Origin of the sequence: Arcobacter acticola (assembly GCF_013177675.1) — a bacterium.
Classification (GTDB): domain Bacteria; phylum Campylobacterota; class Campylobacteria; order Campylobacterales; family Arcobacteraceae; genus Aliarcobacter; species Aliarcobacter acticola.
In genome coordinates this window covers 2,529,111-2,546,125 of sequence record NZ_CP042652.1, presented here as the reverse complement: position 1 = coordinate 2,546,125, position 17,015 = coordinate 2,529,111, and the positions used below count along the sequence as shown (strand labels likewise).

Genomic DNA, 17,015 nt, shown 5'->3' with positions numbered 1-17,015 from the left:
TCCTTTTATCAATCATCACTGTTAAATATATCTCTAGTATATACTTTATCTTGAACATCTCTAATATCATTTGATAATCTATTTGCTACTATTACATCTGAGATATTTTTAAAATCATCAAGATTTTTTACTATTTTAGAATGGAAAAATTCATCTTCTTTTAGATTTGGTTCATAGATAACTACAGCAATTCCTTTTGCTTTGATTCTTTTCATAATACCTTGGATAGCTGAGCTTCTAAAGTTATCAGATCCTTCTTTCATAACAAGTCTATAAATACCCACTATTTTTGGATTTTTAGCGATAATTGAATCTGCAATAAAATCTTTTCTAGTAGAATTAGCATTTACAATTGCTTCTATCATATTAGATGGTACATCTTTATAGTTTGCTAAAAGTTGTTTTGTATCTTTTGGTAAACAGTATCCACCATATCCAAAAGAAGGGTTATTATAATGAGAGCCAATTCTAGGATCTAGTCCTACACCTTCTATAATCTCTTTTGAGTTTAGTCCATGTGCTTCTGCATAAGAATCTAGTTCATTAAAGTATGCAACTCTCATAGCTAGATATGTATTTGAAAACAGTTTTACAGCTTCTGCTTCTGTTGAATCTGTAAATAAAATATTTATATCTTTTTTGATAGCACCTTGAGCTAATAAGTTTGCAAAAGTCTCTGCTCTTTGTGATTTTTCACCTACTATTATTCTACTTGGATGTAGATTATCAAATAGTGCTTTTCCTTCTCTTAAAAATTCAGGAGAAAAGATTATATTTGTTGTATTAAATTGTTCATTTATAGCTTTTGTATATCCAACTGGAACTGTTGATTTAATTATCATAGTTGTATTTGGATTTATAGAAAGAACATCTTTGATTACAAACTCAATTGATTTTGTATTAAAATAGTTTGTTTCAGGATCATAGTCTGTTGGTGTTGAGATTATCACAAAATCTGCATTTTTATATGCTTCTTCTTTATCAAGGGTTGCTTTGAAAGAACCTTTTAAAGAATCTGGATTATTGTGTATGTTTGTTAGGTATTCTTCTATTTCTTTATCTTCGATTGGAGAGATACCTTTGTTTATCATTTCTACTTTAGAAGGCACGATATCAAGAGCTACTACTTCGTTGTTTTGTGATAGTAATATACCATTTGACAGTCCTACGTAACCTGTTCCTGCGATTGCTATTTTATACTTTGGTTGTTCTTGATTCATGATTGTTTCCTATTAGATTGACGTGATTGTAACTAAATTACAATTAAAATTATATTATTGTATCTTTTTTTGATACTAATTTGATACTTTTCTATGATTAGTTTTTAACCTTTTATAAGTTTTTTTCCCAATCTAAAGCTGTTTTACAAATCAGTTCTAGGTCGTTGTATTTTGGTGTGTCTGTAATTATTAACATATTACTTCTATCATCTTTTCTAATTTTTTAGAGTCTTCATCGTCTAGCCTACCAAGTTTGCTTATAACGAACTCTTTTTCAATAGTAGCAATTGAAGATTTAAATATAGAAGACTTAAGTAATCCAGCTTTTTGCCAATTATGAATTTCTAATTCAAAATCTAACTTATTTTCTTTGCTACTAGATATTGCAAGTATAATTAAAGTTTCTCTTTTGTTTTGATTATATATATCAGAAGATAATATAACAGCAGGTCTTGCTTTATATTTTAAACTACTAGCAAAAGGAAATTTAACAACTACTACATCATACTTTAAGAAATTTGTCATAAATACTATCCTCTTGGTTATCCCAAATTTTTTCTAGAGATTTTTCTGAAATATTTATAAAATCTTGGTTTTCTTTTATTTCAGAAACAATTTCATATTTTGTAATGATATTATCTTTTAGATTTTGAATAATATTTAATACTATATCAACTTTTGAATCTTCAATTTCTAGTTTGATTGTTTGCATATTTTCTCCAATTAAGTTAATAAATTTAAACTAATAGTTTTACTATAGTTCAAATATTATAACTTGTTTTTATTTAACTTATAAGTTTTTTTCCCAATCTAAAGCTGTTTTACAAATCAGTTCTAGGTCGTTGTATTTTGGTGTCCAGTTCATTTTTGTTTTGATTTTTGTATTATTTGAAATCAGTGTTGAAGGATCACCCGCTCGTCTTGGAACTATGTCTACTTTGAAGTCTGTATTTGATACTTTTTTCATAGTATCTATTACTTCTTTTACAGAGTAGCCATATCCATATCCACAGTTGAAAATATCTGATGGATTTGTATCTAGATATTTTAGAGCCTTCAGGTGAGCATCTGCTAAATCACATACATGAATATAGTCTCTGATGCAAGTTCCATCTTGTGTATCATAATCATCACCAAAGATTGACATTTTTGCTCTTTTATTTAGTGCTGTTTCTGCTGCTACTTTGATAAGGTGAGTTGCATTTAAAGTTGATTGTCCGATTTTGCCATCTACATCTGCACCTGCTACATTGAAATATCTTAAAATCACAAATTTAAAAGTTTCATTTGCAAAAGCTGTATCTTTGATAACTGATTCTGAAAATAGCTTTGAACTTCCATAGGGATTTATAGGGCTAGTTCGTGTAGTCTCACTTACAGGAATATCTTCTTTGTTTGGTTCACCATACACTGCAGCCGTAGAAGAGAAGATAAATTTATTTACTCCATATTTCGTAGCGATTTGGATCAGGTTTGCTGTATTTGCTGTATTGTTTAAATAGTATTTTAATGGTTGTTCTACTGATTCAGGTACTACTAAAGAAGCTGCAAAATGGATAATTTCTTTTATATTATTTTCTTTGAAAATATCTTCTACTTTTTCCCATTCGCTTAGGTTTTGATTGTAGTATTTGATTCTTTTGTTTGTACTATCAAGTGACTTTAAAGTATTTATAGTCGTTTCAAAGCCTGTGCATAGGTTATCTATGATGATGATTTCATAATCTGTTTGTTCAAGTAATTGTTTTACTACATGACTTCCTATATATCCTGCTGCACCTGTTACTAATATTTGCATAATTTTTTCCTTTGTATATTTATTTGTTATTGGTTATGGCTTGGTAGCCACCTGTTTTTGGTGAACCTTCAAATTTTATTTTATTTTCATTTTTTAGTTGTTTTATCCATCTTTCAGTACTTCGTAGGGGAATATTTGTCTTTTCACTTATCTGTTTTGCGTTAAAATTTGGGTTTTTTAGAATGAAATTATATACAGTATTCTCTACACCGCCATTTACACCGCCATTTACACCGCCATTTACACCGCCATTTACACCCTCATCAATTTCAACTATCTTATAAAATGTCGCAACTACTGCTGTCCAAGTATATTCAAATGTTGGTTTTGGAAGACCATATTGTATGCATTCCTCTATTATATTTGTAGTTCCTTTTCCCCAGTTTTCTATAAAACCGCATTTGTAAAATACATTTGCCATCGTAGGATTAAATGGTTTTGACTGGTGTGGCTTGTTAAACATATCTATAGGAACTTCACTGCTTAAAGTAGCTCCGTTATACATCATGAGTTTATTGTCATATACTTTTATTTGTAGATTTGATGTATTTGTATAGTCTCTATGTATCAAGGCATTGATAACAGCTTCTCTTAGTGCATTGTAAGGGTATTCTAGTTTTTCTCTTCTATGCATCCCCTCATAAGAAATATATGCTTTTAAGTATTTGAGTCTTAGCACATCCATTATTTTATCAACTTGATCTATCAAATTGCCTTCTAATATGTCACTACTTTGAATATCTGTTTCACTTAAAAATCTTCCAATTTTCGAATGTGATTGTATGTAGTATTTTTGAGGGTTTTTAGCAAAAAGTAAAATTGCTGCTCTTTTTAGATATTTCCCATCATAGAGATTTAGCTTTTTTAAAAGTTCTTCTAAATCATTTTCATTTTGAATATTAGGTGCTCTATCTTTTGCTAGATTTTTAAACTTTTGAATTGTGTTTAGATCTATCTCTTCTAGAGTAAAGTTCTCTTCTGCTATATCATCCCAAGTTTTTCCATATACATTTGAGTTATCATCAAGACCTATATAAAGATTTCCTCCATCTGTATTTGCAAAGGCGCAAATAGTTTTTAGATATTCATCTTTCCATATTTGTTTGAATTCTATAGTTTGTGATTCTGTCATTTTATACTAACTTATATTTCGTAGTCTTTTTTGATTTCTTTTTTTATATCTTCTTTAAGTTCTTCTATGATTTCTTCTTTTACTATTTTATTTTCTTTTAGTTTTTTGTTTTCTTTTAGTTTTTTGTTTTCATATTTTATTCTTGCATATTTTTTTCTTAGTCTTGCATCTTTTGCTCTTCTTCTTGCTCTTGGGTCAAAAAGATTGAAGAAAATAGAAAATAATAAAAAGAAAACTACTAAGTTCAAAGCATCGTCTTGTTTGTGTAGTTGTAAAAACATACAAGAGAAAGCCAGTTGTATTGAGATTAGCATTTTTACTGTGAAGGCTTTATCTTGTTTGATATTGTTTAGTATATGGTGTAGGTGATTTTTATCAGCTTCAAAAGGTGATTTTCCCCTTTGGATTCTTCTTCTAAATACAACTAATGTATCTAGTATTGGAACAGCTGCTAAAAATAGTACAGATGCTGGATTTATATATGTAAGTGATTTTATACTTAGGATTGCTATTACAAAACCTAAAAGTAGTGAACCACTATCTCCCATAAATACCTTTGCAGGATGCCAGTTTAGGACTAAAAAAGCTAAGATTATAGCTATAAGTATTGCACTCCATACCATCAAAATATTATCATGATAAACATAACCTATGACAAATACAGCTGATAATATGATAGTAGAAATAGATCCTGCTAGTCCATCAAGACCATCACTTAGATTTACAGCATTTGTAAATGCAGCTATTGCAAATACAGTAAATGGAAGAGCTAAGTAACCAAGGTTTACAGATATATTGAAAAATGTACCTATATTTGTGATTTCATAGCCATTGAAATAAACTATTACCGAAGATAGTACTATAAATACTAGTTTTTGTTTTGCACTGATTGTAAATTTGTCATCAACTACACCACAAATATATATAATAAGTATCGCTAAAAATGTATATTTATTTTCACTGAAAGTATCTAAATCATAAAATACTATTCCAAGTAAAAAAATAAGACCAAAAACCAACCCAGCACCTCTTGGCATAGGTTTTTGATGTGAACTTCTTTCATTTGGAATATCTACAAGCCCTAGTTGTGGAGCTATAGTGATAAATTTTCTAATAGAAAAATATGTGATGATAAATAATATTGCGCAGTAAAACAGTAGTGTAGTCATAATTTTAGAATTTCCTAACTTTTTTGTTATTTAGATTATACAATATATTTTCTTATTTTAGGCTACAAATTGGTTACGAAATACGCAATTAAGTTATTTTAATTACAAATATATTATATATACAGTAAATTAAAAAATTATGATGAAATAATATTGATTTTTATCTTTTTTTCTTATACAATACGCAACAAGGTAGAGAAAAGGAAATATAATGAAAATTAAAAAAATCACATACAGTCTTAGTGCATTAGCTTTTTTAATGTCATCATTAAATGCAACGACAATAAAAGACGTGGTAGAACACTCTTTGATATCAAATCAAGATATTGTTTCAAAATCAATAAACAATGATGCATTTAAAAAATACATAGATGAGCAAGAAGGTGGATACTATCCAAAAATCGATCTTACAGCAAACGCTGGTGTAGTAGATCAAAATGATACAGTAAAAGGTTCATCAAGAGTTGATACAAACCAAAACGGTGGAAATGTTCAGTTAGATTTAGAACAAATGTTATACGATGGTAATCTAACTTCTAGTTCAGTTGAAGAAGCAAAAGCTAGATACGCTGCTAATAAACTAAAAAACTCTAACGATGTAGAGAGTATTCTTTTTGATGGTATCAACGCATATTTAAATATTTTAAAATATGATGAAAGAATCAAAGTTTCAAAAGAAAATTTACTTGTTCATGAAGATTATCTTTCAATTGCAAATCAAACAGAAAAAATCAATGGAGAAATCTTAGATAAAGTTCAAACAAAAGCAAAAATTCACTCAGCAAAAAGTAATCTTTTTGAAGAAACAAACAACAAAAGTGCAGCAAAAAGTTCTTTTGTAAAAAATGTAGGAATGCCAGTAGATAACAATATTTGTAGACCAGTTATAAATGAAGGGAAAATTCCTGCTAGTTTAGAAACACTACAAAAAGCAGCTTTAGAAAACAACTACCAAATTTTAGGGCAAATAGAAACAATCAAACAACAAAGAGCACTAATAGAACAAGAAAATGCAGGTTTCCTTCCAACACTAAAATTTAAACTTCAAAGTTTATATGATAATGACTTTGCTGAAAATGAAGTAAAATCAAACACATACACTGCAAAAGTAGAATTAAAATACAATATCTTTAATGGTTTAGTAAACTCTAATAGATCAGAAAGAGAAGTTTTATTTTTAAAAGAAGCACAAGCAAAACTTGATGTTGTTACAAAATCTGTTTTAGATGAAATTGCAGTTGCATATGAAACATATAACACATCAAAAAAACAAATTGTTGAATTAAAACAATTTATCGAAGAAAATAAACAAATCATTTCAATCTACAAAGATCAGTTTGATGCAGGAACTAGAAACTTCATTGACGTTTTAAATGTTGAAGGTGATTTATATAACTCTAAATTAGCTTTAATCAACACAGAATTTTCAATGTATACTTCATATTATGATATTTTAAAAGCAACTTCTACACTTCAATCAACAGTAGTTAGCTCTGAAAATCAAGTTTGTGGACAAACAACTACAAAAGCAAACAAAAAGACAAGTACACAATCAGATACATCAGTTCAATCACTTTTAGCAGAAGATACAACAACAGTAAAAGAAGTTAAAGAAGCACCTGTTCAAGTAAATACAGTAGCTCCTTCAACTGTAGCAAATGAATATGCACTTTTATTAGCATCATACAAAGATTCAGCTTATGCAAATAAAATGTTAAATTCAGTATCATCATCACTTCAAAATGATGTAAAAGCAAAAGTAGTATCAAACTCAAATGGTACACAATCTCTAGCTTTATACAATATTGATGGTTTACAAAATGCCCTTGAACTTAAAAAACAATTAGCAGGACAATTTCCACAAGCGTATTATATAAAAAAAGAAATAATTAGGATATAAATATTGGATGAATCAAATCAAGTAGATTTAAACGGCGATTTTGAAAATATAAAGGAACAAAGAAAAGAAGATACTCTTTTAGAGTCTCTTCTTTTTTTATCAAAATACCATAAAAGAACAGCATCAGCAGAATCACTAATTGCAGGTTTAGCTATATACAACTCTCTTATGACACCTTCTATGTTTGAAAAGTCTGCGAAAAGAATAGGTCTAATCACAAAAGCCGTAAGTAGAAAACTCTCACAAATAGATAACTTAGCACTACCAGCTGTTATGCTTTTGAATAACAATAAAGCTTGCATAGTTTTAAATATCGATTTACAAAAAAATAAAGCAATTCTTATCATGCCACATGTAAGTACAGAAACTCAAATCACCCTTAGTATTGAAGAACTAGAAAAACTATACACTGGAAATCTTTTTATAATTAAGCCAGCATATAACTTCGAAAATAGAGTAGATAAAGATGTGGAAGTAGAAGATACAAAAAAATGGTTCTGGCGAACTATGCAAAAAAACTTAAGTATCTATAAGTTAGTTATAGTTGCAGCCTTATTGATAAATATCTTTGTAATCTTTGTGCCTTTATTTACTATGAATGTATATGATAGGGTTTTACCAAATAAAGCAGTTGATACCTTATGGGTTTTATTATCAGGGATTGTATTTGTACTAATCTTTGATTTTATACTAAAACTAATACGAGCATATTTTATAGAACAAGCTGGAAAACGAGCTGATATAAGAATGTCAAGTAAGATCTTTGATCAGCTCTTAAATATAAAACTAGATGCAAAACCATCTTCAACAGGTATGTTTGTAAGTAGACTTCAATCTTTTGAAAGTGTTAGAGAGTTTTTTACAACTGCTACTATTACAGCATTTGTGGATTTACCTTTTGTGATATTTTTTATTGGTATCATTTTTTATATTGGTGGACCTTTGGGTTATGTATCATTGGCTACTATGTTTATAGCTATCACTTTTTCTTGGTTTATGCAAAAACCAATTAAAAAGACTATTTTAAACGCAGCAAAAGAAGATCAGATAAAACAAACAGTTTTAACAGAAACTGTAACAGGTTTAGAGATTATAAAAAGCGTAAGAGCACAAAATCGTATGAGAACACACTGGGAAAGATCTATTTCTCAAACTTCATACTATGGAAACAAATCTCATTACCTATCACAAATAGTTACTTATTTTGTAGGATTTATCTCACAACTTTCAGGAATAGTAATAGTTGCAGGTGGAGTAATACTAGCAACCCAAGGAACAGTAACCATGGGAGCAATAATTGCAGCCATGATGTTAAATAGTAGGGTTATAGGACCAGTTTCACAAATAGCAGGAATGATAATAAGACTAGATAGAACACTTCTTTCACTTAATAACATAGATGAGATTATGAAAATGCCAGTTGAGAGAGAAAGAAATCAAAAATATCTAAGTCGACCTGATTTAGATGGAGATATAGTTTTCAAAGACGTAAACTTTGCATACAAAGATCAAAAATTTGATGTACTAAAAAACATAAACTTAACTATCAAAAAAGGTGAAAGAGTAGGAATCATAGGAAAAATTGGTTCTGGAAAATCAACTTTAGGAAAACTTCTTATAAATCTATATGAACCATCAAAAGGTTCAATTTTGGTAGATAATACAGATATAAGACAAATCGACCCAGTGGATTTAAGAAGATCAGTGGGATATGTTCCACAAGAGCCGTTTTTATTTATGGGAAGTATTAAGGACAATATCACTATTGGTGAGCAGTTTGCAACAGATGAGCAGATTTTAAAAGCAGCTCAAATAGCAGGTGTTCATGACTTCTTGGGTAAACATGAAAAAGGTTATGATTTAATAGTAGGTGAGAGGGGTGAAGGTCTTTCAGGTGGTGAGAGACAATCAGTAACTCTAGCTCGAGCTATTTTATCAAATCCAAATATTTTACTACTAGATGAGCCTACAAATATGATGGATGAGTTATCTGAAAATATATTTAAGAAAAAAGTTCAAACAATAGTAAAAGACAAAACAGTTATCATAATAACTCACAAACCATCACTTCTATCAATCGTAGATAGACTAATAGTAATAGAAGATGGAAAAGTAGTAGCAGATGGACCAAAAGAGAAAGTAGTAGCTGCCTTTGGAGCAAAACAGCCAACAGCAACAACTGTAAAACAAACAATAGCAAAAAGAGTAATCAATGAGTAGTAGTGAAGATTTAAACTTTGTAAATATTTTGCATTCACAAAAAAATGCAAAAATTGACTCAAAAGTATTATTACTATTTTCTGCAATTTTAGTGTTTTTTTTAGGAGCTTTTCTTTGGGCCTATTTTTCAGAAATTGATGAGTTAACAAGAGGTGAGGGTAAGGTAATACCATCTGAAAAAATAAAAACTATCCAAAGTTTAGATGGTGGTATTATTTCAGAGATTCTTATCAAAGAAGGATCTATCATAAAAGAGGGTCAGCCTTTGATGAAAATAGATACAACTAGGTTTGAAGCATCACTAGAAGAGAATAAACAAACTTATTATCACTTATTAGTAACAAAAGCTAGATTAGAAATAGAATCAAAACTAGATTTAGAAAATGAAATTCCCCAAATAAAATATAGTGATGAGGTTTTAGCAAATGCAAATGTATTTGCAATGAATGATAGAAAACTTTTTACTTCAAGAATGGAAGAATTAAACAGTACAATCAAAACATTTAAAATACAGCTAAAACAAAAAGAACAAGAGATAAATGAGCTAAATAGTAAAGCAACTCAACTAAAAATAAGTATCGCACTTGTTAGAGAAGAAGCAAAAACTATGGAGTTATTAGTAGCACGTCAATCAAAATCAAAGGTTGATTTACTAAAAATCAAAAGAGAGCTAGCTACACTAGAAGGTGAACTTCAAGGAACATACGCTTCAATTCCAAGGGCAAAATTTGCCATAGAAGAAGCTCAAAATAAAATAGTTGAGAAGCTAAAAATATTTAAATCAGAAGCTTCAAATGAACTTCAAAAAATAAATACAGAAATCAAAAAATATGAGTCAAAACTAGTTGCAGATGAAGATAAACTAGATAAAACAGTTCTTTCATCACCTGTTGATGGAATAGTAAAACAGATAAACGTAAACACAATAGGTGGAGTTGTAAAATCAGGAATGGACTTAATAGAAATCGTTCCTCAAAGTGATATTCTTTTGGTTGAAGCTAAGATTGACCCAAAGGATATTGCATTTATAAATCCACAACAAAGAGCAATTGTAAAAATTACAGCATATGACTTTTCTATTTATGGTGGACTTGAAGGTAAAATTGTTGAAATATCAGCAGATAGTATCGAAGAGAAAGACAATAAAGATAAAACAAGTTATTATAAAGTAGTTATTAAAACTGAGCAAAATTATTTGGAAAAAGATAAGCAAAAACTACCAATCATACCAGGAATGGTAACAACAGTAGATATTGTGACAGGGAAAAAATCTATCTTAGATTTCTTATTAAAACCTATATTAAAAACAAAAGCAAACGCACTTCATGAAAGATAATCCTTTAAGGATTATCTTTTACTCAAATCAATATAAATTATTTTGATTCTTTAATTTCAATAGAAACTATTTTATCTTTTTGTTCAATTGCATCTAAAGCTTCGAAACTATCAGTATCACCATCTTCGATTTCTCCAAAAACAGTATGACCTCCATCTAAATGAGGACAAGCTACAAAACAGATAAAGAATTGACTTCCACCTGTATTTGGTCCTGCGTGTGCCATTGATAAGCTACCTTTTTTGTGAACTTGTTTATCAGCTTTTGTTTCACATTTGATATTCCAACCAGGACCACCTGCACCTGAACCTTGTGGACATCCACCTTGTGCCATAAAACCTCGGATTACTCTGTGAAAATTTAATCCATCATAAAAATTGTCATTTGCAAGTGTTGCAAAGTTTGATACTGCTATTGGAGTTTCTGCGTTAAATAGTTTAATCCAAATAACACCTTTTTCTGTAGTGATTTTTGCATATGCAAATTTTGCTAATTCTTCTTTTGAATAATTATATTCTTTTATTTTTGATCCAAACATCTATATCCTTTTATTCTTTTTCAAGGAAGGTACCTTCTTTTGGCATTACTTCAGTTGAAATTATACCCTCTTTAGGTGTTAAATAGTTTAATTTAACCAAGTTCTGAACGATTTCTTTGAAAACAGGAACCGCTGACCATGATGCATAGTAGTAGTACCAATACTTTCCAGTTGAGTTAGGATTCATAACAGTTACACCTATTGTATATGAGTTCCCTTTTTCATCATTTACAAATCCAATAAATGAAGAGATATATTTTTTAAGATATTTTCCACCTCTTGCTATTTGTGCTGTTCCTGTTTTTCCACCGATTTCTAAACCTTCGATACGTGCTGCTCGTCCTGTTCCTTCTTCAACTGTTCTTACTAATAATTTTTTCATTAAATCAGCTGTTTGTTTAGAAACAATTTTTTCAGGTTTATCATCATATGGTTTATATTTTGTATTATCATAAGTTAAGTGTGAAACTATATGTGGTGTTATCATATTTCCATCATTGTTAAAAACTGTATAGGCTTTTAAAAGTTGAATAAAAGTAGAAGTCATACCTTGACCAAAAGAAACTGTAGCTTTAAAAACGTTATCTTTTTTGTCTTTGTCTCCTGCTGAAAATTGCCAGATTTTAGGCATTACACCTTTTTTTTCGTATGGTAAATCTATACCTGTTTTTCTAGTAAAACCAAATCTTTTCATACCTTCAAAAAACTCAGGACCTGTTAGTCTTTGAGCGATTTGTAGAGTTCCTATATTTGATGAAAACATAACAATATCATCAAGACTTAAATAATTTTTAGTAAATTGGTGGTCATCTTTGATTGTAAATCGTCCTATTTTATATGCACCTTTTGGATATTCACCCGCTGAGTTTCTTCCTCCACCTGAGTTATATGCAGGAAAGTTTTCATTTTTTTTCACTAGATTTTTATCAATGGCAAGTGAAATAGAAAGTGGTTTAATAACAGAACCTGGTTCAAACTGATACTCTATTGCGTTTACATTTAGTGAGGGAATATCTTCTTTTTTGATTTGCTCAGGATTAAATCTATTTGAAGAAGCCATAGTGATGACTTTTCCTGTTCTACTTTCCATTACAGCTACTATTATCTCATCGGCTGTTAGTTTTTGTTTATAAGAATCAAGGGTCATTTCTATATTTTTTTGCAGTTTTAGTGGAATATTTAAATTTAAAGTAGCCCCATCAATTCTTTTTCTAATAACAGAATTTTTATCAAAAGAGATATATGATAATACATCTCTATCACCTTGAAGAACACCATCTTTAGTTTGGTTTAAAACTTTGTTATAGTTTCTTTCAAGTCCTTTAATACCATTTACTTTTGTTTTTCCCGCTTCTGATTCAAACTTTGAAATATATCCAACAACGGGAGTTAAAGTATCTTCATATGAGAAAGTTCTTTTTTCACCACTTTCACTGATTGTTAAACCTCTTAGGATTTTATTTCCATTTACTTGTCTACTTTTAAATACATCAAGCTGAATCAATTTAAAAGCTAATTCTTTTAGATTCTTTGCAGATCTTGAATTTATCCCATATGATAAAATTAAATTTCCAGGATTTTTTTCTCCCTCTATTAATCTATTTTCCAGTTCTTTATAATCTGTGTTACTATAAATAGAAAATAGATTTAAAAATAATTCTCTTTTTGCAGGGTCTAAGTATCTTGTATCAATAGAAGCTTTGTATAGTTTTTTTGAAGAAGCGATTTTAAAGTTATCACTACTTACTATATCTCCACGAACTGCAAGTTCACTTTTTTCACCCTTAAGTGAAGGTAAATGTCTGTTTTCAGTTATGGTTCTAAACACTGAAATCATTAAAATAGTTAGACATAAAAAAATTAGAGAAAATAATATTACTATTTTTTTTGTTTTGTCAATCTTTTCGATATTTTTTGAAGGCATATTTATCCATATTATTATATAATGAGAAATGTATTTTAACAAAACTAAGATTAAATCAAATAACAATCATGTAAATAATAATAAAGCAGACTATCCACTGTTTATATTGGTGTCATTATTAATAATCATAAGTATAGTTTTTTCATACTCTTTGACCATATATACAGTGGAATTCTTTGGTTACGATGAATTTCATTTTTTTATAAGACAAGCAGGTGTTGGGATTGTAGCGATATTGATAATGTGGAGATTTTCACTAATTGACCCAGATAAAATAGTAGAAAAAGTTGGAATGACACTATTTATTGCATTTTTTTTACTTATGATATTGATGCCATTTTTACCAGCATCCATGGTTACAGCTTCGGGGGGAGCTAATAGATGGATTAGGTTACCTGGTATTTCATTATCGCCTGTTGAGTTTTTCAAAATTGGATTTATATATTTCTTATCTTGGTCTTTCCATAGAAAAGTTTTATTAAAACCTAAGAAAATTGGCTTAAAAGATGAAATAGTACTTTTATCACCTTATTTTTTGACTTTTTTTGTGGTTGTATTTATTATCGCATTTTTACAAAAAGATTTAGGTCAAGTAGTTCTTTTGGGAGTTATATTAGTAGTATTACTTATCTTTGCAAATAGATCATTTAAAATATTTATTGCTTTAGGTGCTATTGCACTTGTTGGTTTAGTTGGGCTTATTATTGCAGCACCCCATAGGATGAATAGGATTCATTCATGGTGGGCCATGGTTCAAGATGGTATTTTATCGGTACTTCCTGCATGGGTAGAACCATATTTAAGAATTGATGAATTGCCTGAGCCTTATCAAGTATCTCACTCTTTAAATGCAATACACAACGGTGGATTCTTTGGTCAAGGTGTGGCCTTGGGTGATATCAAAGTAGGATTTTTATCAGAAGTTCATACGGACTTCGTATTAGCAGGTATCACAGAAGAAATAGGACTATTTGGTCTAATGGCATTAACTTCGATTATGTTTATGATTATTTGGAGAATATTTAAAATAAGTAGAAGAGTTGAAAATCCTATATATCATCTATTTACCCTTGGAATTGCCTTGATGATTATAATTGCATTTTTAATCAACTCATATGGAATATCAGGAATGATTCCTATTAAAGGTATTGCAGTTCCATTATTGTCTTATGGTGGATCTTCACTTATTTCTATGGCTATTTCCATAGGTTTAGTTTTATCTATAAGTAGAGTTGTAAAAGAAGAAGAAAAAACAAAAGTAAATATCAAACAAGATATTAGACAAGATGTTAGAAAAAAGGTTATGAGTAAATGAATAAAACAGTAGTAGTGACAGGTGGTGGAACAGGAGGGCATTTAAAAGTCGCAGATGCCTTTATTGAAGAGTTCCATCATAGAGGAATCGATGTGATTTTTATTGGTTCAACAAATGGCCAAGATAGAGCTTGGTTTGAACATGACACAAGACTGAAAGAAGCGATTTTTTTAGATACAAGAGGGGTTGTAAATAAAAGTGGTTTTGCAAAGATTTTATCTTTGGGAAATATTTTTACAAAAACCCTATATTGTTTAGGTTTATATTTTAAGTATGATATTAAAACAGTAATATCAGTTGGTGGATTTTCAGCAGCTGCTGCAACCTTTGCATCTATTTTAAAAATGGGATGTAAACTATATATTCATGAACAAAACTCAAGAATGGGTAAACTAAATCAAATCACAACAAAATTTGCTGCAGAAGTATTTTCATCATTTGATAAAAAATCTCTTGTAAAAGATTATCCAGTTGAAAAAGAGTTCTTCCTAACAGCAAGAGTTAGAGATAAAGTAAAAACTGTAGCTTTTTTTGGTGGTTCTCAAGGTGCTATTTGTATAAATGACTTTGCTCTTAAAGTGGCTCCTAGACTTAATGAAATGGGAATAAAAATCATACACCAAACAGGTAAAAATGATTTTGAAAGAGTTTCTTTTGAATACAATAAACTAAATATAAAAGCAGATGTATTTGATTTTTCAAGAAAAATTCCTCAAAAAATGACAAAGGCAGATTTTGCAGTAAGCCGAGCAGGTGCTTCTACATTATGGGAATTATGTGCAAATCAATTACCAACATTTTTTATTCCATATAAACATGCAGCAGCTGATCATCAGTACTACAATGCAAAGGCTTTACTTGATAGGGGTTTATGCTTTTTAAAAAGAGAAGAAGAGCTAAATGAAGAATATTTCTTTGAAGCTATAAATTCAGATATTCATAAAATTAGCATTGAATTAATAAGTTCTATTAACTCAAATGCTATTTCACTAATTGTTGATATTATTCTAAAAGATAATAAGTAACAAAATTCCAAAGATTATTCTATAAATTCCAAAAGCTACGAAAGTAAAGTTTTCAAGGAATTTTAGGAATACTTTAATAGCTAAAAATGCCACTATAAAAGAAACCACAAAACCAACAGCTAGATTTAAAAAGTTTCCCCCTACAAGTATCTCTTCATGATGTTTTAATAAATCATATCCAGTAGTTGCACACATAACAGGAAAAGCTAAAAGAAATGAAAACTCAGCACTTGTTTTTCTATTTAGTCCCACAAGCATAGCCCCTATGATACTAGAACCCGCTCGGCTTGTTCCTGGAATCAAAGCAAATATTTGAGCAAAACCAATCCAAGCTGCTTGTTTGTAAGTAACATCTTCCACATCTAAAGTATGAGTTTCATTTTCTTTATAAAACTTCTCTACTATTAAAAATACAATTCCCCCAACAATAAACATGACAGCCACTATTTCAATAGAAAACATTGCCTTAACTTGTTTTGAGAAAATAAATCCTATTATTGCAATTGGTAAAAATGCAAGTAATACTTTCATCCATAGATTAATATGAGAAAAAGTGAACTTTGAAGGATAGTTTAGAATTACAGCCAAAATAGCTGCAAATTGAATAATAACCTCATAGGCTTTGTTTATACTTGTTTGTTCAATTCCTAAAAATTCACTAGCAACTATTAGATGCCCAGTTGAAGAAATAGGTAAAAATTCTGTAATACCTTCTATTACTCCTAGTATTGCCGAATCGAATACGGTCATTTTAATCCTTTTTGTTTTGTAAGTTTTAAAAATAGTTTTAAACTTCTTTTTTCTTTTAGTCCGAGATTATAGTCAATTTTCTTTAAATAAAGGATTATATTATTTTTAGAAACACCTGATCTTTTTGAATAATGCTCTAAAATGTATTGGGGAATCTTAATATGATTTTTATTGAAGTTTTTTGTAAGTTTTTCTAAGGCTCTTTTATTTGAATTGTAACAAAGAACTGCAAAGACAAAAGGAAGATTGTATTTATCTTTCCATGCTTGGGCTAGATCTATTTTTTCTATATGTTTATTTTCATGATAAAATTTTAGAGCCTTATCTCCTATGATTACTTTTCCTTCAAGCTCTAAAACCTTTGCAAGTGCATTTGAAGTTTCAGATTGGAAATCACTTTGGTTTTGGCCTGGAATTAGTAACACAGATAGTACATCATTTTGTGCAACTATCCCTAAATCTAAGAATTTTTCATTTCGTGAAGCAATTGATGAAATAAATGCACTATCTACTTTTCTTGTTTTAAATTTATTATTTATAAATGATGGATAAGATTTTTTATACTCTATTATTGATTTTAATTGAGTTGATTGTATGTTTTTTTTTATAAAAATATGAAAGGGTAATAAATTTATAAAATCTATTTTTGCAAATATCATTAAATATTTGTCCTTATTATGTTAAAATT

General features: G+C 29.3%; 15 protein-coding genes. 5 read left to right on the top strand and 10 right to left on the bottom strand.

The window, feature by feature from the left end; genetic code table 11:
- Window positions 1–8 precede the first annotated feature (8 nt).
- The 6 genes from AACT_RS13060 to AACT_RS13035 all read right to left on the bottom strand — a co-directional run bounded on the left by AACT_RS13060 (window position 9) and on the right by AACT_RS13035 (window position 5,319).
- Window positions 9–1,220 carry a nucleotide sugar dehydrogenase gene (locus AACT_RS13060; RefSeq protein ID WP_172127573.1) on the bottom strand — a complete coding sequence of 404 codons (1,212 nt, stop codon included), beginning with the start codon at window positions 1,218–1,220 and terminating at the stop codon, window positions 9–11.
- 189 nt (window positions 1,221–1,409) lie between these two features.
- Window positions 1,410–1,745, bottom strand: a complete 336-nt coding sequence (locus AACT_RS13055; protein WP_172127571.1) for a type II toxin-antitoxin system PemK/MazF family toxin — start codon at window positions 1,743–1,745, stop codon at window positions 1,410–1,412.
- The gene (locus AACT_RS13050; protein ID WP_172127569.1) at window positions 1,723–1,932 is read right to left on the bottom strand and encodes a hypothetical protein; all 210 of its coding nucleotides are present in this window, start codon (window positions 1,930–1,932) and stop codon (window positions 1,723–1,725) included. Before AACT_RS13050 ends, AACT_RS13055 begins: the two co-directional genes overlap by 23 nt.
- A 78-nt stretch (window positions 1,933–2,010) precedes the next feature.
- Window positions 2,011–3,018 (bottom strand): UDP-glucose 4-epimerase GalE, encoded by a 1,008-nt coding sequence (gene galE, locus AACT_RS13045; RefSeq protein ID WP_172127567.1) that lies wholly within the window; start codon window positions 3,016–3,018, stop codon window positions 2,011–2,013.
- Between the two features lie 19 nt (window positions 3,019–3,037).
- On the bottom strand, window positions 3,038–4,150 hold the full coding sequence (locus AACT_RS13040) for an RNA/DNA-binding domain-containing protein (RefSeq protein ID WP_172127565.1): 1,113 nt from the start codon (window positions 4,148–4,150) through the stop codon (window positions 3,038–3,040).
- 11 nt (window positions 4,151–4,161) lie between these two features.
- Window positions 4,162–5,319 (bottom strand): glycosyltransferase family 4 protein, encoded by a 1,158-nt coding sequence (locus tag AACT_RS13035; protein WP_172127564.1) that lies wholly within the window; start codon window positions 5,317–5,319, stop codon window positions 4,162–4,164.
- Between the two features lie 211 nt (window positions 5,320–5,530).
- Between AACT_RS13035 and AACT_RS13030 the strand changes: the two genes are divergently transcribed.
- The 3 genes from AACT_RS13030 to AACT_RS13020 are packed head-to-tail and all read left to right on the top strand — an operon-like array spanning window position 5,531 to window position 10,775.
- Entirely contained in the window at window positions 5,531–7,219 is a 1,689-nt protein-coding gene (locus AACT_RS13030; protein WP_172127562.1) for a TolC family protein, read from the top strand.
- 3 nt (window positions 7,220–7,222) lie between these two features.
- Window positions 7,223–9,439, top strand: a complete 2,217-nt coding sequence (locus tag AACT_RS13025; RefSeq protein ID WP_172127560.1) for a type I secretion system permease/ATPase — start codon at window positions 7,223–7,225, stop codon at window positions 9,437–9,439.
- Complete coding sequence (locus tag AACT_RS13020; protein ID WP_172127558.1) at window positions 9,432–10,775, top strand: HlyD family type I secretion periplasmic adaptor subunit; 1,344 nt, start codon at window positions 9,432–9,434, stop codon at window positions 10,773–10,775. The genes AACT_RS13025 and AACT_RS13020 overlap by 8 nt, the downstream gene beginning before the upstream one ends.
- Before the next feature lie 37 nt (window positions 10,776–10,812).
- On the opposite strand, the gene AACT_RS13015 is transcribed toward AACT_RS13020, so the two are convergent.
- Complete coding sequence (locus AACT_RS13015; protein WP_172127556.1) at window positions 10,813–11,313, bottom strand: peptidylprolyl isomerase; 501 nt, start codon at window positions 11,311–11,313, stop codon at window positions 10,813–10,815.
- Between the two features lie 10 nt (window positions 11,314–11,323).
- A complete protein-coding gene (locus AACT_RS13010) occupies window positions 11,324–13,237 on the bottom strand; it encodes a peptidoglycan D,D-transpeptidase FtsI family protein (protein ID WP_172127554.1) in 1,914 nt (637 codons plus the stop codon).
- 28 nt (window positions 13,238–13,265) lie between these two features.
- Here AACT_RS13010 and AACT_RS13005 point away from each other — a divergent pair, with 28 nt between their 5' ends.
- Together AACT_RS13005 and AACT_RS13000 are read left to right on the top strand one after the other, a co-directional pair.
- A complete protein-coding gene (locus tag AACT_RS13005; RefSeq protein WP_172127552.1) occupies window positions 13,266–14,552 on the top strand; it encodes an FtsW/RodA/SpoVE family cell cycle protein in 1,287 nt (428 codons plus the stop codon).
- Entirely contained in the window at window positions 14,549–15,577 is a 1,029-nt protein-coding gene (locus AACT_RS13000; protein ID WP_172127550.1) for a UDP-N-acetylglucosamine--N-acetylmuramyl-(pentapeptide) pyrophosphoryl-undecaprenol N-acetylglucosamine transferase, read from the top strand. The genes AACT_RS13005 and AACT_RS13000 overlap by 4 nt, the downstream gene beginning before the upstream one ends.
- Here the strand turns inward: AACT_RS13000 and AACT_RS12995 are convergent.
- A complete protein-coding gene (locus AACT_RS12995; RefSeq protein WP_172127548.1) occupies window positions 15,560–16,327 on the bottom strand; it encodes an undecaprenyl-diphosphate phosphatase in 768 nt (255 codons plus the stop codon). The two genes, AACT_RS13000 and AACT_RS12995, sit on opposite strands and share 18 nt — an antisense overlap.
- Window positions 16,324–16,986, bottom strand: coding sequence for an MqnA/MqnD/SBP family protein (locus AACT_RS12990; RefSeq protein ID WP_172127546.1), 663 nt, complete (start codon window positions 16,984–16,986; stop codon window positions 16,324–16,326). The genes AACT_RS12995 and AACT_RS12990 overlap by 4 nt, the downstream gene beginning before the upstream one ends.
- Window positions 16,987–17,015 lie beyond the last annotated feature (29 nt).